Source organism: Micromonospora sp. NPDC049089, from assembly GCF_040648775.1.
Classification (GTDB): domain Bacteria; phylum Actinomycetota; class Actinomycetes; order Mycobacteriales; family Micromonosporaceae; genus Micromonospora.
In genome coordinates this window covers 69,408-87,019 of the sequence record NZ_JBEZEH010000001.1, presented here as the reverse complement: position 1 = coordinate 87,019, position 17,612 = coordinate 69,408, and the positions used below count along the sequence as shown (strand labels likewise).

Below are 17,612 nucleotides of genomic sequence, written 5' to 3'. Positions count from 1 at the left end.
TTTGTTTACCGCGTACCGCTACCGCTGGGCAGTCGACGCGGCGGCCTCAGATCAATGGTGTTTACTTCCGCCATGTCGGCTGCCGGCTCCCTGCTCGCGGTGATTCCTGCCGCCGCGGTGCTTTTGCTCATCGTCGCGGCGATGCCACGAGAGGCTGGCGCGGTGGCACCGCTGCGGCTCGCCGTGGTGCGCGCCGTTCTGCTCAGCGGGGCGTACGCGGTGCTCGTCGTCGAGGTGCTCGGCGCGTCGCATGCGCTGAGCCGAGGCGCGTTCACAGTCGCCTGGCTGCTTCTGCTGGTCGCAGCCGCGGCGGCGGTCGGTCTGCGCTGGCGACGGGCGACCCGCCCCGGGCAGCCGAGCGCCGCCGCACCGGTGCCGGTCAGCGCTGCGCCGGCAGTCAGCACCGCACCGCAGCCGGTCCCGGTCGGCGCTGTGGTGTCCGGTGGCGGACCCGACGTGTCCGTCCCGGCCGCCGAACGCGGTGAGCCCGGCCCCGCGCCGATCCGGGCCGCACGGGGGTTCGCTGACCTTCGTGCCGCAGCGGTCGAGGCGTGGCGTACGGCCCGGCCGGGTGAGCGGCTCCTCGCCGGCACGGTCGGCGGGCTGGTCCTGGTGGAGTTGCTGGTCGCGCTGCTGGCCGAGCCGAACAACTTCGACTCGCAGACGTACCACCTGCCGAAGGTGGAGCACTGGGTGGCCCAGGGCGACCTGGACTTCTGGCCCACCGCCATCCACCGGCAGGTGACCATTCCGCCCGGAGCCGAGTACCTGCTGCTGCACCTGCGCCTGCTCACCGGCGGGGACCACCTGCACAACCTGGTGCAGTGGGCGGCCGGAGTGGTCTGCCTCCTGGTGGCCGCACGGATCACCGCGCAGCTCGGCGGCGGCCGGCGGGCCCAGTTGCTCACCGCGTTCGTGCTGGCGACCACGCCGATGGTCGTGCTCCAGGCGACCAGCACGCAGACCGACCTGATCTGCGCGGCGTGGGTGGCCTGCGCGGCGACCCTGACGCTGGACGGGCTGAGTCGGCGGACCGGCTGGGGCACGCTGCTCGGGCTGGGGGCGGCCACCGGGTTGACCGCGGTGACCAAGACCAGCGGCCTGATCGCGGTCGGCCCGCTGCTGGTGCTCTGGGGCCTGGCCCAGTTGAGGCTGGCCCGGGCCGATCGATCGGCGCTGGCAGGCCCGACAGCGCCCGCCGGGGGTCGGCGGGCCTGGCCGATCGGCGGGTTGGCCCGCACTGTCGGCGGTTCGGTGCTGATCCTGGTGGTCGCTGCCGTGGTGGTCGGCCCCTTCCTGGCCCGGGTGACCGCCGAGTTCGGGCACCCGCTGGGGCCGCCCCGGCTGCGCGAGTCCATCCCCATGGAGCGGCACGACCCGGCGTCGATAGTGGTCAACGCGCTGCGGATCGGGCACACCGCATTCGACACGCCGCTTGCACCGCTGCGTCGGGCCGGAGCCGAGGTGATCATCAGCGGCGCCGAGGCGATCGGGGTCGACCCGCAGGACCGCGCGATCACCTTCGGGCGGGAGCTGTTCCCGGAGCCGGCCTGGTATCCGGACGAGGACCGGGTGGCGTTCCCGCTGGCCGGGGCGTTGGCGGTGATCGGTGCGGTGATCGCGCTCGCCCGACCACGGCGGATCACTTCCGAGCGGGCGGGGTCGCTGCGGACGTACGCCGTGGTGGTGCTGACCGCCGTGCTGCTGCATACCGCGATGATCAAGTGGCAGCCGTGGGGCAACCGGCTGCTGCTCTACGCCGTCGTGCTCGCCACGCCCCTCGCCGGCCTCTGGCTGGACGCTCTCCTGCGCAACCGCGCGGGTGGGCGTCGAACTGTTGCCACCGTGGCGGCCGTCACCGTGCTGGCCACCTCGGCGCTGGCCGGAGTGCTCGCACTGTCGTACGGCTTCCCGCGCCGGCTGGTCGGCGCCGGCTCGGTGTTCACCACCTCGGACTGGGACACCCGGTTCCTGCGCCGCCCCCAGTGGGCCGACGAGTTCCGCTGGGCGGCGACATCGGTCCAGGACAGCGGTGCGCGACGGATCGGGCTGGTGCAGCAGAACGACAACTGGGAGTACCCGTGGTGGCTGCTGCTGCGGCAGCCCGACGGCGGCTCACCGGACCTGGTGGCGTTGCAGTCGGTGTTGCCGGAACGACCGCCGGCTGATCCCGCCTCGGTCGACGCGATCGTCTGCACCGGCAACAAGGCCGCCTGCGCCAAACTCGTCCCGGTCGGCTGGCGGCTGGAGTTCCGCAGCTATGTCGGCTACGCCCTGCCGCCGGGCCGCTAAAGCCGCCGTGGAGGGTCGGATAGTCCGATCCGAGCGGTTCTGCATTCCGCGCGCAAGGATCTGAGGCGCATTCACATTTGCTGATTCGCACGTTACCGTCTGGTAACTCAATCGACGTCCCGCGATTGAGCCGAAAGGAGTGCGTCGATGCCTGCAATCCCCGCCAGGCCGCCCGAACGCGCGACCCGACGACGGGCCATCACCGTCGCCGTCGCCGCCGCTCTCGTCCTACCGATGCTCGCCGGACCGGCCACCCCCGCCACCGCAGCCGACCGACCAGCCGTCCAACCACTCCCCTCCAACCTCGAAGCCATCCGGGCCGCCGAGGCGACCGCCCTCTACGGCAGCCCGGCGATCCGTCCGATCGAACAACGGCGTACCGCGCTGATCACCATGGGCGACAGTCAGATCTCCGGTGAGGGCGTCGGCAACTACGTCCCCGGCACCCACCAGGACGGCAACTGGTGCGACCGCTCGTACGACCAGGCGGTGTTCCGCACCGGCATCCCGTCGGACGCGCGCTACAACATCGCCTGCTCCGGTGCCACCCCGTGGAACCTCATCGCCGGCGGCCCCACCCAGCACAACGAGCTCAACCAGGGCGACTACCTGGGGATCAAAGCGCGCAACACGCACGTGAAGCTGATCTGGGTGGTGGTCGGCGCGAACGGCGACGGCACCATCCAGTTCGGCCCGGTCGCCACCGACTGCGCTGTCAGCCGGGTCTTCCTCCAGGGCAACTGCTACCCCGACTACACCGACCAGTGGACGATCCGCACCGACGGCAGCCGCCGGGCGGTTGCGGACGCCCTCACCGACATCCGGCAGACCATGACCAGGGCCGGCTACCTGCGCACGGACTACGAACTGGTGCTCATGTCGTACCCGAGCCCGGCCAGCCCGGACGTGGAGGACAACCCGAACTTCCCCGGCTGGTACTCCGGCGGCTGCCTGCTCTACCTGGCCGACGCCGCGTTCGCCCGGAACAAGGCGGTGCCGCTGTTCGAGTCGGCGCTGCGGTCGGCGGCCGCGCAGACCGGGACCCGTTATCTGGACGCCAGCCGGCTCTTCCACGGCCACGAGGTGTGCACCGACAACACCTCGGTACGCGGCCTCTTCATCGAGGTCGGCATCTGGAACGAGAACGCCGCCCGGCAGTCGTTCCACCCCAACGCGCGTGGGCACGGCATGTTCGCCCAGTGCATCACCCAGTTCTGGAACTCCGGGCAGAACCAGGCCACCTGCGTCGACCCGGCCAGCACCGGCAGCGGCGTGCTCTACTCCGGCCTGATGCAGTTCAAGCAGTTGCGCAACCTGGGGACCAGCACCTGCGTCGACGGTAAGGGGTACGACTCCCGCAACGGCACCGCCCAACAGTCGTACGGCTGCCACGGCGGGCGCAACCAGGGCTTCTGGTACGACTCGGCCAAGCGGTCGCTGCACTCGGAACTTTCCCACGACCGTTGCCTCGATGTCGCCGGCGGGTCGATGACGGCCGGCACCGCGGTCAACATCTACGACTGCAACGGCACTGCCGCCCAGCAGTTCGCCTTCGTCGGCAACCAGATCAAGCCGGCCGCCGCGAGCAACCTCTGCGTGGCGTTCGACAGCCCGTCGTCGGGCGCTCCCCGGCTGCGGTTGGCCACCTGCTCCACCAGCACCAGGCAGCAGTGGTCGTTCGAGGCACGTACCGCCGCCAACCCGGTCGGCTACGGTCACGACGACTTCATCGGCTCCCGCGTCTACTGACACCGGGAAAGGGGGCCCTGGCGTCGGCCAGGGCCCCCTTTCGCTCACTTGGCTCGGGGGATGAGGATGAGCCGGGCCACGCCCTTGTCGCCGTCCTTCGCGCCGGCGACGCCGAGCGTCGCGCCGACCTTCACCTCGCTCGGCTGCACCGTGGCCCGCCGCTCGACCACCCGCAGGTCGTCGCCGAAGGTCCAGGTCATCGTGAAGCCGTCGGTGGACTTGACGGTCATCGAGTCGCCGTCGATCGCTGTCACCTCGCCGCGCTGCACGGCGACGGTCTGCGTACCGCCGTCCTTCGTCTTCACCACCGCCTCACCGTGCAGGGTGTTCTTGCGCAGCAGCACGCGGGCCTGGCGGCGCTTGCGCCACTCCTCACCGCGCTTCTCCCGGGCCTTCTCCTTCGCGCTGGGGGACGAACCCGGCGTCGGCGTGGCCGGTGCGGCGACGGTCAGCACGTCCAGGTCGTCGGCGTCGAAGCCCATCGCGGCCAGCGCCTGACCCTCGACTCCCATGGCGGCGGCGACCTCGACGGCGACATCCCGGGCGGGCTGGCTGGCCACCTCGGCCGCCCCGCAGCCGCTGACGCCGAGCGCGACCGCCGCGAGCAGTGCCGTGGTGCCGGTGGCGATACCCCAACGTGGCATGACTCTCCCTCTCGGTCAGTGGAGCCCTCAGCCTTGCCGGGAACGACGAGCGGAGCGTCAGGACGATGTTCGAGTCAGGTAAGGATCACCGGGCAGCCGGACGGTGAAGGCGGCACCGCCCTCCGGCGCGTGCCCGGCGGCGATCTCCCCGCCCAACCGGCGGACCAGCCCGGCGGCCAGCGCCAACCCCAGCCCGCTGCCCACCTTGCGCACCCCCCGGTACCGCTCGTGCAGCGCACCGCGTTCGAAGGCCACCGCCAGGTCGTCGTCGGTGAAGCCGGGCCCGCCGTCGCGGACCTCGAACACGCCGCCGTGCGCCGGGTCCGCGCCGGCCGGCCGGACCGCGAGCACCACCGGCGACCCCGGGGGTACGACCCGCAGCGCGTTCTCCAGCAGCCCGTCCAGGACCTGCCGGATCCTCCCCGGATCGGTGTACGCGGGCACCGGCTGACCGGGCGTCTCCACCCGGAACGGCACGCCCACCGCCGCGCACCGACCGGCCCAGGTCGGCTCCGCGTCCACTGCCAGTTGAGTCAGGTCCACCGGCACCGGCTCCAGGGGAAAGTCGGCGGCCTCCAGCCGGGCCAGTGCCAACAGGTCGCCGATCAGCCGGTCCAGGTGCTGGGCCTCGGCCAGCATCGTCCGACCGGTGTCCACCGTGTCGTCGGCGCCGAGCACCCCGTCGGCGAGCGCCTCGGCGTACCCCCGGATCGCGGTCAGCGGGGTGCGTAGCTCGTGCGAGACGGAGAGCAGGAACTCCCGCTGTCGGCCCTCGCTGGTGGCCAGAGCGGCAGCCAGACCGTTCAACGCCTCGGCCAGGTCGGCTACCTCGTCCGGCGACTCGACCGGCACCCGAACGGCCCGGTCACCGGCGCGCAGCCGGGCGGCGGCGGTTGCCGCGACCCGGATCGGCCGGGCCAGCCGACGGGCCAGCAGCAGCCCTGCCACCACACCGGCGGTCAACCCGGCCAGCAGCGGCAACCAGAGACTGAGCAGCACCCGGGCCCACAGCCCGTTGGCCAGCGGACGGGAGAGCACCACCCCGTTGCCGCCGGGCAGGGCCCGACCCTCGACCAGGGCCCGCTCACCGTTGACGGAGCGGCGGGCCGACACGTTGCGGCCCTGCCCGATCCGCTGCACCACCCGGGGTGGCAGACCCGCCCGGTCGACCGCCCCACGCCGGATCAGGTACGCGTCGATGCCCTGGTCGCGCAGTTGTTGGATGAGCCGTTCCTCGTCGGCGCTGCGCCCCCGGTCGAGGCGGGTCCGCAGCACCTCGGCGGCGAGTCGGGCCTGGGCGGCGAGCGCCTCCTGCTCGCTGCGCTCCGCGCCACGGATCGCCAGCGGCACCGCGACGATGGCGGTGACCAGCACCGACACCAGCGCCACCGCGCAGGTGACGAGCACCGCGCGGGCGGTCAGCGTACGGCCGGGTCGGCCTCGTCGGGGTGCGCTGGGTGGGGCGCCGACCACCGGCAGGGCCATGGTCGGCGACTCGACGTGCCGGGGGTGGTCAGGCATCTACCGCGTACCCGACGCCGCGATGGGTCCGGATCACGCTCGCCGGGCCGAGCTTCGCCCGCACCTGGGCGACGTGCACGTCCACCGTCCGGGTGCCGGCGTGCGCCGCGTAGCCCCAGACTCCGGCCAGCAGCTCCTCCCGGGTGAAGACCCGGCCGGGCCGGGCCATCAGGTGGGCCAGCAGGTCGAACTCGGTGGAGGTGAGCTGCACCGGGGCACCGGCGGCGGTGACAGTGCGGCGGGCCGGGTCGAGGGTCACCGGGCCGACGACACGTGGGCGGTCCGCGCCCTCCGGGCCGCCGGCGGATCGGCGCAGCACCGCGCGGACGCGGGCAACCAGTTCCCGAGGGCTGAACGGCTTGGTGACGTAGTCGTCGGCACCCAACTCCAGGCCGACGATCCGGTCCACCTCGTCGTCGCGGGCGGTGAGGAAGATGACAGGGGTCCAGTCGCCGGCCTCGCGCAGCCGGCGGCAGATCTCGGTGCCGGGCAGACCCGGCAGCGCGATGTCCAGGACGCAGGCCACCGGGCGCATCCGGCGGGCCGCGCTCAGACCGGCCTCGCCGTCACGTTCCAGGTGGACGCCGAACCCGTCCCGGGTCAGGTAGAGCCGGACCAGGTCGGCGATGGCCGGCTCGTCCTCCACGACGAGGACGAGCCCGCGATGCGGTGGTTCGACGGTCACCGGCCCATGATTGCCGACCGCGGAGGCTCGGCGCGATCGGTGTGTGTTCGAGTTCGGTAAAGGCGGGGTCAGCTCACCAGGATGGAGCGAACAGCCCGGGTCGGGCGGCGGCCGGCGCGTCACCGATGCTGGCGACGACCCGCGCGCCGGGCGGCCGCAGGCGGGTCCGGAACGCCTGGTTGAGCAACGCGTCGAGCTGCCAGACCTGCTTCGGGTGGCTGGTCCGGATCAGGAACCGCTCACGGATCCCGTCGATCGCGGTGGCCGCCATCTCGACCGACTGCAGCCGCGGGTCCGGGCTCCAGGTGACGTTGCTCAGCTCGCGCAACTCGGTGTTGAGGTGCAGGCGCAGTCGGTGCAGGAGGCGGGTCTGCTGGGTCACCACCAGGCGGCGGTGCGTGAGTAGCAACAGGTAGTCGCCGGTGACCGGGCGGTCGGGGCGGCTGCAACGGGTGACCAGGATGGTGGCGTCACCGGAGCCGACGCAGCGCCGGAAGACCGGCATGTGCCGGCTCACCGTCTGCACGGCCAGGCCAGCCTCAGCGGCGGCCGGGAGGAACGTTCGGGAGAAGACGTCCATGACCTGCCCAACGACGTCCCCAGCAGGGTGACGTGGGTCACGCGGAATTTTTGGAAGTTCCACGCCGCCTGTCGCACTGCCTGTCCGACTTCCGACTCGGACGGATCATGGTCAGGCGTTCGGCTGAAGTGGACTGGCGGCGAACAGCTCCTCCAGCCACCCCGGGACCGCGTCGGCGTACTCGGCGCGGGACTCCTCGGCGGTGTCCAGCGCCCGACGCCAGGACAGCGACCGGCTCACCGGACCCAGGCCGATAGCGAGGTCGGCGGCCTCCACGAGGGTCCGCCGGTCGTACCGGTCGGTCCACACCTCCAGGTACGCGTCGCGCAACCGCACCAGCTGGGCGTCGTCGGGGGCAAGCTTCCCGGCGTGCCCGACGGTGCGCAGGGTCACCAGCAGCGTGCCGAACGGGTGCGCCACGGAGGCGTCGCCCCAGTCGAAGTACCGGTACCCAGCCGCGCCGGCGAAGACGTTGCCGTCGTGCAGGTCGTCGTGTTGCACGGTCGCCGGAATGCCGAGGTCGGCGAGCCGACGGCACCGCTGCGCGTACGCCGGCAGCTCGGCCCGCAACCGCTCGTGCATTTCCGGACGGAGCCCACCCTCGGCGCCGATCAGCAGCGCCTCGTGATCATCGAGCAGCTCGGCGAAGAGACCGGCCAGCACCTCCGGACGCTGATCCGGCACGCCCGAGGCGACCATCTCGTCGGCGTGCGACGCGCTCGCCAGTTGCAGCGCCGCGTACCCGGGCAGCGCCCGCTCCCAGTGCGCCAGGTCGGGGTCGCGCGCCAGCACGTCGCGCAACGACTCGCCGCCGTCGGGCAGCAGCGACCAGCCCTGCGCCGGGTCCACCGCGATCGGCGTGAGCACCCGGTCGGGCGTCAACTCGGCGAGCGCCGCGATCAGGACCGCCTCGTGCACGGTGCCCGGGTTGTTGGCCTTGAACCAGACCGGGCCGTCGTCGGTGGGCACCCGCCACACCAGCGACCACGGCCGCAGCCTCGGCTCCACCGGCCCGGTCACCCGTCGGCCGGCACGGCTGAGCTGCGCGTCGACCCAGGACCGGGCCCGCACCTGCCACTGCTCGCTGGACCAGTCGGGGGCACGCTCACCGGCGATCGTCGTCACGCTGGGCACCCTAGGCCGTCTGCCCGACGTTGGGGACCGCTTTTCCGGCCGGCACGTCGCGGCGTCCCACCGAAGGCCCACACCTCTGCCGATTGCGCACTCTGCGAGATGCGCCGAGACAACCCTGAGCGACATCATCGCTGCGCATAGTCACGCGCGAATCGGCCCGGGGAGTAGAGCTATGACGGAAACGCCGACCACAGGCACCCGAGACTTCGCGAGACCCTTCGTCGCGGAGCGTCCACACCGCAACGGGCTCATCATCGCGGTGAGCGTGGCGGCCGGAGTCCTGCTTGCCGTGCTCTGGTCCTACGAGTTCGTCGACTCGGTCATCGGTGACAGTGTCGCCAGCGGGCTCCTCGGTCACGACGCGAAGGCGACGGCGATCTCCGGTACCGCCGCCGGCCTGGTGTTCGCGTTCGTGTCGGGCCTCGCTGGCACCTTCACCGCGTGCAACATCGCGATGCTCGCGTCCATCGGGCCGCTCGGCGCGGCAAGCGGCGGCAACGGCGACCGGCTCCGGCTGCTGTTGCGGCCGGTCGGCTACCTCACCCTGGGCATGGTCGCCGTCGCTGCGGCGTACGGATTCATTGGAGTCCTCCTGGGCGACCGGCTCCCTCAGCTGTCCACCGAGACCGCCGGTGGGGTGCCGGTACGCATCATCCAGTCGTCAGTGGTGTTCGGTGTCATCGGACTGGCCCTCATCTACCTCGGGCTGGCCGCGATCGGGACGGTGCGGGACGTGTTCGCCGACCGACCGGTCGCGCGGGTGATCACTCTCGGCGCGCTCATCGGCGGCTTCCTCATCGGCCGGCCGTACCCGCTGTTCAACAAGTTGTTCCACTGGGCGGTCGACAGCGGCAACCCGCTGTACGGTTCGGCCGCGTTCGTCCTGCAGTCCCTCGGCAACATCGTGGTGGTCACCGCGCTGTTCGCACTGCTGATCATGCTCACCCGCGGCCGGTTCATCGGCTGGCTCGCCGCCGACGTGCGGCGCAGCATGGTGCTCAGCGGCGCCCTGCTCATCGCCCTCGGGGTCTTCACAGTCGTGTACTGGGACGTCCGGGTGCCTTCGATCTTCGGCTTCGGCTGGTTCCCCACCATGTTCTACAACCACTGACGCCGGTCCGGACCTGCCGCCCGAGGCGAAGACGGCACGTTCGAAGATGCTCCGGCACGTCAGGTCACCGATGCTGTTCGGATGACTGGCGCGGCAGATCCGGACCGCTGGAGTGTGGCCAACACGGCACTGCGAACGGCAACCGACCGGTTCACCGACCTGGTGGCCGCCGCGCCCTCGCCCGTCGTCATGGCGACCGCCGATTGGACAGTGGCCGACACGCTGGCACACGTGGTGTCGATCGCGATGTTGTACGTGTCGAGACTGGAGGGCACCGAGGTCCCCATCCGGGTGCCAGGGCTGGAGGACCTGCTCGCCACCACGAACGTGGACACGGTGGCCGACGTCAATGCCCACGTGCTCGCCCACTTCACCGAACGCGACCCGCAGGTGCTGCTGACGCAGCTGAACACCATGGTCGACCGCCTCCTGGCGACGTCGGCTGACCCGCGATCGACGGTGAGTTGGTTGGGCAACGCGCGGGTGACGGTCGGCGGCCTGTTCGCCCATCTGACCAACGAGCTGCTGGTGCACGGCTGGGACATCGCCCGGGCACTCCGCCGGGCGTGGCCGATGCCGGACGAGCACGCCGCGCTCTACTGGGACCTGTTCATGTTCGACATGCTGCGCGACACGTACGGGGTGCTGCTCAACACCGAACTGCCGACGCCCCGGCACGATGTGTCGGTGCAGTTCCGCTCACGGTACGTGCCGACGACGACGCTGACCCTGGGCGACCGCCGGGTGTGGATCGCGGCTCCCGACGCCCCGTTCGACGCGAGCGTGACGTTCCGCCCCGCCCGGTTCAACCTGATGATGTTCGGCCGGATCAGCACCGCGCAGGCGGTGCTGCGGCGCGACGTCGTCATCGGTGGGCCGAGGCCGTGGCGACTGCCCGCGTTCCTCCGGGTCGTGCACATGCCCAACGGCCGGCTCGCGCCCCCACCAGCGCCCCGGCGGAGGTGACCGGTGTGTGGCGGTGTCCTCAGACCAGCTCGACGATTGTGGCGTTGGCCATGCCGCCGCCCTCGCACATGGTCTGAAGGCCGTAGCGGATGCCGTTGTCCCGCATGTGCTGGAGCATGGTCGTCATGATCCGGGCACCGGAGCCGCCGAGCGGGTGGCCGAGGGCGATCGCCCCGCCACGCGGGTTGAGCCGCTCCGGGTCCGCCTCGGTCTCCGCCAGCCAGGCCAGCGGCACCGGGGCGAACGCCTCGTTCACCTCGTACACCCCGATCTCCTCGATGCCCAGCCCCGCGCGGCGCAGCGCCTTCGCGGTGGCCGGGATGGGTGCGGTGAGCATGGTGACCGGGTCGTCGGCGGCGACCACGGCGGTGTGGATCCGGGCCAGCGGGCGCAGGCCGTGTCGGCTGGCCCAGTCGGAGGTGGTCACCGCGAGGGCCGCGGCGCCGTCGGAGATCTGGGACGCGGAACCGGCGGTCACCACGCCGTCGGCGCGAAACGGGGTGGCGAGCTCACCCAGCTTCTCCAGGGAGGTCTCCCGGCGGATGCCCTCGTCGGCGGCGAACTTGCCGCCGTCGGCGAGCGGCACCGGGGTCAGCTCCGGGTCGAACGCGCCGGCGTCCTGCGCGGCGGCCGCCTTCTCGTGGCTGGTCAGCGCGAACTCGTCCAGTTGGGTACGCGAGAGACGCCACCGTTGGGCGATCAGCTCGGCCCCGACCCCCTGGTTGAACGGCAGCGGCGCGTCGTCGGCGAAGCCCTCGACGCCTCGGTAACGGGCGCGCAACTGGTCGCTGAACGGCATGCCGCCGGCCACACTGGAGCCCATCGGCACCCGGGTCATCGACTCGACGCCGCCGGCGACCACCAGGTCGGCCTGACCGGAGAGCACCGTCGCGGCGGCGAAGTGCAGGGCCTGCTGGCTGGAGCCGCACTGCCTGTCGAGCGTCGTGCCGGGGACCGTCTCGGGCCAGCCGGCGGCGAGCACGCCGTTGCGGGCGATGTTCCACGACTGCTCGCCGACCTGGGACACGCAGCCCCAGAAGACATCGTCGACCTGGGCCGGGTCGAGCCCGGTGCGCTCGGCGAGGGCGCGCAGCACGTGCGCCGAGAGGTCGACCGGGTGGACGCCGGCGAGGCTGCCCTTGCGCCGTCCGACCGGGGTACGTACCGCGCCGACGATGACCGCGTCACTCATGTTTACTCCCCGGTAACTTGGGCTGCCCCGATCCTACGTCGTCCCTCGACCCTCCGGCGTCGATCATGGACTTGTGGTGGGCAGAAGCTCCTGCTTCGCACCATATGAGGGGCACCACAACTGCATGATCGACCCGCGCGGGGGCGGCGATTCGGCGTACCGCTGGCATGCTGGGCGGGTGACTGAGACCTCCCCGGCCCGGCAGTGGCGAGTGCCGGCGAGCCTGCCGGCGGCGAAACTGGCCGGTGCGGTTCTGCTCATCGCGCTCGGTCTGCTCTTCGCCGACGGCGACCCGGTCCGGCTGGCACTGGCCGTCCTGGCCGCCGCCGCGCTGGCCGGCTGGGCGGTACGTGACCTGGTCGCGCCGGTCCGGTTGGCGGTGGACCCGGCCGGGCTCACCGTCATCCACGGCTTCGCCGGCCGGCGGCTGCTGCCCTGGTCGACGGTCGAGGCGATCGCCGTCGACCGGCGGCCCCGCCTCGGGCTGACCAGCGAAACCCTGGAGATCGACGCGGGCAACTCGCTGCATCTGTTCGGCCGGTACGACCTGGGGGCCACCCCGGAAGAGGTGGCCGCCGCACTGCGCGCCGTCCGCCCTGTCAGGTGAGCAGTGCGGCGGTCTGTCAGGTGAGCAGTGCGGCGGTCTGTCAGGTGAGCAGTGCGGCGGTCCGGAAGAGCACCAGCGCGAGCAGGATCAGCAGGATCAGCGCCCCACCGGTGACCTGCACCAGCGTGCGCCGACCACGTGGCGCGTACGCGAGCACCAACGCCATCAGCGCGCCGACCACCAGGCCGCCCAGGTGCCCGGGAATCGAGATGCCCGGCACGGCCAGCGTGAACACCAGGTTGATCACCAGGATCGGGATGATCCGTGAGATGTCCCGGCCCAACCTGCGCTCGATGATGATCAGCGCGGCGAAGAGACCGAACACGGCCGTCGACGCGCCGACGGTGGCCGCCCGCGGGCTGCTGAACAGGTAGGCGGCCACGTTGCCGCCGAGGCCCGCGATCAGGTAGAGCGCGGCGAACCGCACCCGCCCGAGGTTGGCCTCCAACGACCGGCCGAGCACCCACAGCGCCCACATGTTGAGCAGCAGGTGAAGTACGCCATAGTGCAGGAACATCGCCGTGACCAGCCGGTACCACTGGCCCTCGGCGATCCCGCCCAGCGTGTAGTCGGAGAGGTAGGCCCGGCCGAGCACCGCACCCCACTCGGTCAGCGGCGTGCTGCCACCCATCAGGCCGCCGAAGCCGGAGCCGCCGACCGCCGCGTCCCCGCCCCGGGCTGAGGCGATGGAGGCCAGCAGGAACAGCACGTTCACGGCGATCAGCGCCTTGGTGACATAGCCGTGCCGGCCGGCCGTACCGCCGCCGAAGGCGGTACGCGCCGGCCGGACACTGCGACGTCCCTCGTTGACGCACTCCGGGCACTGGTGCCCGACCGCGGCATCCCGCATGCAGTCCGGGCAGATCGGCCGGTCACAGCGGGAACACCGGACGTAGGTTTCCCGGCCGGGGTGCCGGTAGCAGACCGGGGTGGTCGGTGGAGACTCGCTCACCGGGCCGACCCTCCGTCCGCCACCGCACGGTCCACCGGCACCGGCTGTGCTCCGGAGCGCTCAATCATGCGAGCAAAGGTACCTCGCCGGTCGCTCAGGAAGCGGACCGCTCGATCTCGACCCGCTCGATGACGACGTCCTGGAGCGGACGGTCGCTCGGACCGGTCGGGGTGCTCGCGATCGAATCCACGATCTTCACCGACTGCTCGTCGGCGACCTGGCCGAAGATCGTGTGCCGGTTGTTGAGGTGCGGCGTCGGGGACACCGTGATGAAGAACTGCGAACCGTTGGTGCCCGGTCCGGCGTTCGCCATCGCCAGCAGGTACGGACGGTCGAACCGCAGCTCCGGGTGGAACTCGTCGGCGAACTTGTAGCCCGGGCCGCCCCGGCCGGTGCCGGTCGGGTCGCCCATCTGGACCATGAAACCGCTGATCACCCGGTGCGAGATGGTGCCGTCGTAGTACGGACCACTGCCCGGCTGACCGGTGCGCGGGTCGGTGTACTCACGGTTGCCCTCGGCCAGGTCGACGAAGTTGCGGACGGTCTTCGGCGCGTGGTTGGGGAAGAGCTCCAGCCGGATTGGGCCAGCGTTGGTGTGCAGGGTGGCGTAGACAGCCTCGGCCACGGGTACTCCTCACTCGTTGGTCAGTTCCATGCGGATCCTCCCATGTGCCCGATCTGGCATCGCGGAGGCATCCGAAGGTGGAGGATGACGAAGGAACAACTCCCAGGAGGTAGGACCGTGTTTGGATTCGGGCGGCGTAAGTCCCAGGGGCAGTTGGCGAAGGCCGAGCTGAACCAGAGCATCAGCCACCTGATGCTGGCAGCCAACCACGCCGCGAAGGGCGCTGGCGCGACCGTCGGCCCGCGGGTCCAGGTGGCCCGAGGTTACGTCGCACCGACCGCCGCGAAGGTACGCGACCGCGCGTCGACCGGCTGGGGGACGACTCTCACCACGCTGGCACCGCTGGCGGCGGCTGCGCGTGACGGCGCCGCGCAGGCAGGGCCGCTGACCAGGAAGGCCAAGTCGAAGACCATGCGGATCACCGGGAAGAAGAAGCAGCCGCGTCGTCGCGGCTCGATGATGACCGGCCTGTTGGCGGCGGGTGCCATCGCCGGCCTGGCCGGCGCGGTCGCGCTGCGTCGCCGCCGGGAGCAGCAGGAGTGGGCCGAGTACGACCCGACCCGCAGCACCCTGGAGCCGATGCGCGACGAGGTCGACTCGATCGAGGTGCGTACGCCGTCCGCCGCCCGGGGCTCCGACGGGTCCGCCATGTCCGGCGCGGCGGGGATGACCGGCGCGGGCAGCTCGGCGGTGGCCGGCGGCTCCAGCGCCAGCACCACCGCCCCGGCCAAGCAGACCGCTGTCCGCCCGACCGACAAGGTCCCGTCGGTCGCCGAGGGCGCCACCGACGTCTCCGGTCGGCCGACCGACGACCTCACCAAGGCGCTGGGCAAGGACACGGCCCGCACCAACGGCCGCCGCTGAGCTGAACAGCAGCGCATCGAAGCGCCGGCGAGTGGTCACCCACTCGTCGGCGCTTCCGCGTGCGCGGCGCTGTCGCCGGTTCAGAGCCAGCCGTTGCGGCGGAACCAGCGGTAGAGGGCAAGTGAGACGCCGAGCATGAGGGCGAGGGCCACCGGATAGCCGTACGTCATCTTGAGCTCGGGCATGTTGTCGAAGTTCATGCCCTCGACGCCGGCGATGGAGGTCCAGACCGCGGCGATGGCCGCCCACGCGGCGATCTTGCGCATGTCGTTGTTCTGGTCGACGGTGACCTGGGCCAGCCGCGCCTGGAGGATCGAGTTCAGCAGGTCGTCGTAGGAGTTCACCTGCTCGACGGTGCGGCTCAGGTGGTCCTGCACGTCCCGGAAGTACTTGCGGATCTCCTTCGGCACGTCCCGGTTGACCTGGGAGGTCAGCGTCATCAGCGGCCGTTGCAACGGCACCACCGCCCGCTTGAACTCGACCAGCTCCCGCTTCATCTGGTAGATCCGCTGGATCCGCCCGTGGCCCTGCCGGTCGAAGACCTCCGCCTCCAGCACGTCCAGGTCGTCCTCGATCTGCTCGGCCACCTCCAGATAGAGGTCGACCACCCGGTCGGTCACCCCGTACGCCACCGCCCACGGGCCGTGCAGCAGCAACTCCTGCTTGGTCTCCAGGTCGGCGCGGATCGGGGCGAGCCGGCAGGCGTCGCCGTGCCGGACGCTGATCACGAAGTTCGGGCCGATGAAGAGCATCACCTGCCCGGTCTCCACCACCTCGGAGTTCTCGGTCAGCTCGGTGTGCTCGCAGTAGCGGGCGGTGCGCAGCACCAGGAAGACGACGTCGCCGAACCGCTCCAGCTTGGGGCGCTGCTCGGCCTTGACCGCGTCCTCGACCGCCAGCTCGTGCAGGCCGTAGGTCTCCGCGATGGCGGTCATCTCGGCAAGCTCCGGCTGGTGCAGACCGATCCAGACGAAGCCGTGCTCCTCGCGGCGGGCAGCGGCCAACGCCTCCGCGTAGGTCCAGTCGCCGGGCTGCCGCTTGCCGTCGACGTAGAGCGCGCAGTCGACCACGGCGCTGCGGCCGGTGCCAGTGCCCGTCGGGGCCGGCGCGGGCGGCGAGCCGTCGGCGTTGAGGATCCGGGTCATCGCCCGGACCGGGGAGGGCCACGCCCGAGGTCGCAGCACCCGACCGGTGGTCGACGGTGCCGTCCGGTCCCGCTCTGTCCGATCCGTCATCGCGTCACCTCCCGCGCTCAGTCAGCGGCTTGCAGGCTACGCCGATCGCGGTCGAGGACCGGTGTGACGGCGGTCGCGTGGGGGCGGCGCCGGGCGGGCCGGGCCGCATCGGGGGGTGTGCGGGGGACGACACGGCCCACCCGGCACCTGTGGGGGCGGGAGGTTGTGCTGCCGCGTCGACCCGGCGGGACCGGGCCCGGAGGCCGGCGGTGAACACCGCAGCTCGCGGGGTGACGCTCGCAGCATTGTGGGCCAGCCGGCCGCCCGGAGGGGAGCCCCGGGACGGCCGGCATCGTCGTTCTGTCAGGAACCCGACAGTTGAGTCAGCTGCGGACGGCCTCGACGGCCGAGGCGAGCCGCCGGACACCCTCGTCGATCCGGTCGGCGGTCACCGCCGAGAAGGCCAGTCGGAGAGCGTGCCGCCCGCCGTCCAGCACGAAGTCACTGCCCTTGACCACGGCGACCCCGCGCTCGGCCGCCGCCGGGGCGAGCCGGTCGACAAGCACGTCCTCCGGGAACTCCACCCAGAGGAAGTAGCCGCCGTCGGGCTCCACGAACCGCGCCTGCGGCAGGTGCCGGCGCAACGACTCGGCGAGCACCTGGGCACGCTCGCCGAGCGCCGCCCGAACCGTCTCGATCGAGCGGTCGATGTCACCGGAGACGCAGAACTGGTGCACGATCGCCTGGGACACCATCCCGGGGGAGATGTAGAGGCTCGTCGCGTTCTTCGCGATGGAGGCGATCAGGTCGGCCGGGCCGACCAGGTAACCGACCCGCACACCCGGGCAGACCGTCTTGGTGAAGCTCGACGCGTGCACCACCACGTTGCGGGTGTCCAGCGAGAGCATCGACGGCAGCGCCTCGCCACGGAAGCGGACGTCCGCGTACGGGTCGTCCTCGAAGATCGTGAACTCGTACTCGGCGGCCAGGTCGAGCAGCTCCCGGCGCTTCTCCAGGGACAGCGTCATGCCGGCCGGGTTCTGGTAGTTCGGGATGACGTGCGCGAGCCGGGGGCGGACCCCGGACTCCAGCAGCTTGCGCAGCTCGGCAGTGTCCAGGCCGTCCGGTTGAACGGCGACGCTGTGCAGCTCACTGCCCATGCGCTGGAGGTTGAGCAGCGTCCGGTCGTACGTCGGGCGCTCCACCACCACCGCGTCGCCCGGGCGGACCAGGTGGTCGAAGAGGAACGCGTCGGCCTGGAGCGACCCATTGGTGACCAGCACCTGGTCGGCCTCGACCCCGTGCTTCTCGGCGATCCACTTCCGCAGCGGGAGGTACCCGACGGAGGTGCCGTACGCCGTCACCCCCGCGGGGTCGGCGTCGAAGGCGCGGACGGCGGCGGCCTTGAGCCCTTCGACATCGACGATGTCCAGGGAGGGAGCCCCACGGGCAAAGGAGATCAACTGCTCGGCGGTCATGGATATTGAGCGTACGGGCGGCGGCGGGGGACGCGCG

General features: G+C 71.6%; 16 protein-coding genes. 6 read left to right on the top strand and 10 right to left on the bottom strand.

The window, feature by feature from the left end:
* Positions 1-72 precede the first annotated feature (72 nt).
* Both AB0B48_RS00445 and AB0B48_RS00440 read left to right on the top strand, forming a co-directional pair.
* On the top strand, positions 73-2,292 hold the full coding sequence (locus tag AB0B48_RS00445) for a glycosyltransferase family 39 protein (RefSeq protein WP_357193726.1): 2,220 nt from the start codon (positions 73-75) through the stop codon (positions 2,290-2,292).
* A gap of 147 nt (positions 2,293-2,439) precedes the next feature.
* Positions 2,440-4,041 carry a ricin-type beta-trefoil lectin domain protein gene (locus AB0B48_RS00440; RefSeq protein ID WP_357193723.1) on the top strand — a complete coding sequence of 534 codons (1,602 nt, stop codon included), beginning with the start codon at positions 2,440-2,442 and terminating at the stop codon, positions 4,039-4,041.
* A gap of 44 nt (positions 4,042-4,085) precedes the next feature.
* Here AB0B48_RS00440 and AB0B48_RS00435 read toward each other — a convergent pair whose 3' ends face one another.
* The 5 genes from AB0B48_RS00435 to AB0B48_RS00415 form a co-directional block, all read right to left on the bottom strand.
* The gene (locus AB0B48_RS00435; protein WP_357193720.1) at positions 4,086-4,685 is read right to left on the bottom strand and encodes a hypothetical protein; all 600 of its coding nucleotides are present in this window, start codon (positions 4,683-4,685) and stop codon (positions 4,086-4,088) included.
* Positions 4,686-4,742: 57 nt separating this feature from the next.
* Entirely contained in the window at positions 4,743-6,206 is a 1,464-nt protein-coding gene (locus tag AB0B48_RS00430) for a HAMP domain-containing sensor histidine kinase (protein WP_357193717.1), read from the bottom strand.
* Positions 6,199-6,891 (bottom strand): response regulator transcription factor, encoded by a 693-nt coding sequence (locus AB0B48_RS00425; protein ID WP_328651712.1) that lies wholly within the window; start codon positions 6,889-6,891, stop codon positions 6,199-6,201. Before AB0B48_RS00425 ends, AB0B48_RS00430 begins: the two co-directional genes overlap by 8 nt.
* A gap of 73 nt (positions 6,892-6,964) precedes the next feature.
* Complete coding sequence (locus AB0B48_RS00420; RefSeq protein WP_357193713.1) at positions 6,965-7,471, bottom strand: hypothetical protein; 507 nt, start codon at positions 7,469-7,471, stop codon at positions 6,965-6,967.
* 111 nt (positions 7,472-7,582) lie between these two features.
* Positions 7,583-8,596 carry an aminoglycoside phosphotransferase family protein gene (locus AB0B48_RS00415; protein ID WP_357193711.1) on the bottom strand — a complete coding sequence of 338 codons (1,014 nt, stop codon included), beginning with the start codon at positions 8,594-8,596 and terminating at the stop codon, positions 7,583-7,585.
* A 181-nt stretch (positions 8,597-8,777) separates the two neighbouring features.
* Between AB0B48_RS00415 and AB0B48_RS00410 the strand changes: the two genes are divergently transcribed.
* Both AB0B48_RS00410 and AB0B48_RS00405 read left to right on the top strand, forming a co-directional pair.
* Positions 8,778-9,716, top strand: a complete 939-nt coding sequence (locus AB0B48_RS00410; RefSeq protein WP_357193708.1) for a hypothetical protein — start codon at positions 8,778-8,780, stop codon at positions 9,714-9,716.
* An 81-nt stretch (positions 9,717-9,797) separates the two neighbouring features.
* Positions 9,798-10,682, top strand: a complete 885-nt coding sequence (locus tag AB0B48_RS00405; protein ID WP_357193705.1) for a maleylpyruvate isomerase N-terminal domain-containing protein — start codon at positions 9,798-9,800, stop codon at positions 10,680-10,682.
* Positions 10,683-10,701: 19 nt separating this feature from the next.
* Here the strand turns inward: AB0B48_RS00405 and AB0B48_RS00400 are convergent, their stop codons facing one another.
* Entirely contained in the window at positions 10,702-11,874 is a 1,173-nt protein-coding gene (locus tag AB0B48_RS00400) for an acetyl-CoA C-acyltransferase (protein WP_357193702.1), read from the bottom strand.
* A 124-nt stretch (positions 11,875-11,998) separates the two neighbouring features.
* On the opposite strand from AB0B48_RS00400, the gene AB0B48_RS00395 reads away from it, so the two are divergent.
* The gene (locus tag AB0B48_RS00395) at positions 11,999-12,481 is read left to right on the top strand and encodes a PH domain-containing protein (protein ID WP_357193699.1); all 483 of its coding nucleotides are present in this window, start codon (positions 11,999-12,001) and stop codon (positions 12,479-12,481) included.
* A gap of 40 nt (positions 12,482-12,521) precedes the next feature.
* Here the strand turns inward: AB0B48_RS00395 and AB0B48_RS00390 are convergent, their stop codons facing one another.
* Together AB0B48_RS00390 and AB0B48_RS00385 are read right to left on the bottom strand one after the other, a co-directional pair.
* The gene (locus AB0B48_RS00390; RefSeq protein ID WP_357193696.1) at positions 12,522-13,433 is read right to left on the bottom strand and encodes a rhomboid family intramembrane serine protease; all 912 of its coding nucleotides are present in this window, start codon (positions 13,431-13,433) and stop codon (positions 12,522-12,524) included.
* Positions 13,434-13,527: 94 nt separating this feature from the next.
* Positions 13,528-14,058 carry a peptidylprolyl isomerase gene (locus AB0B48_RS00385; protein ID WP_272614231.1) on the bottom strand — a complete coding sequence of 177 codons (531 nt, stop codon included), beginning with the start codon at positions 14,056-14,058 and terminating at the stop codon, positions 13,528-13,530.
* 84 nt (positions 14,059-14,142) lie between these two features.
* Here AB0B48_RS00385 and AB0B48_RS00380 point away from each other — a divergent pair, with 84 nt between their 5' ends.
* Positions 14,143-14,922 carry a hypothetical protein gene (locus AB0B48_RS00380; protein WP_355004449.1) on the top strand — a complete coding sequence of 260 codons (780 nt, stop codon included), beginning with the start codon at positions 14,143-14,145 and terminating at the stop codon, positions 14,920-14,922.
* An 80-nt stretch (positions 14,923-15,002) separates the two neighbouring features.
* On the opposite strand, the gene corA is transcribed toward AB0B48_RS00380, so the two are convergent.
* The gene (corA, locus tag AB0B48_RS00375) at positions 15,003-16,157 is read right to left on the bottom strand and encodes a magnesium/cobalt transporter CorA (protein ID WP_357193692.1); all 1,155 of its coding nucleotides are present in this window, start codon (positions 16,155-16,157) and stop codon (positions 15,003-15,005) included.
* Positions 16,158-16,480: 323 nt separating this feature from the next.
* Complete coding sequence (locus AB0B48_RS00370) at positions 16,481-17,575, bottom strand: PLP-dependent aminotransferase family protein (protein WP_357193690.1); 1,095 nt, start codon at positions 17,573-17,575, stop codon at positions 16,481-16,483.
* Positions 17,576-17,612: the final 37 nt, after the last annotated feature.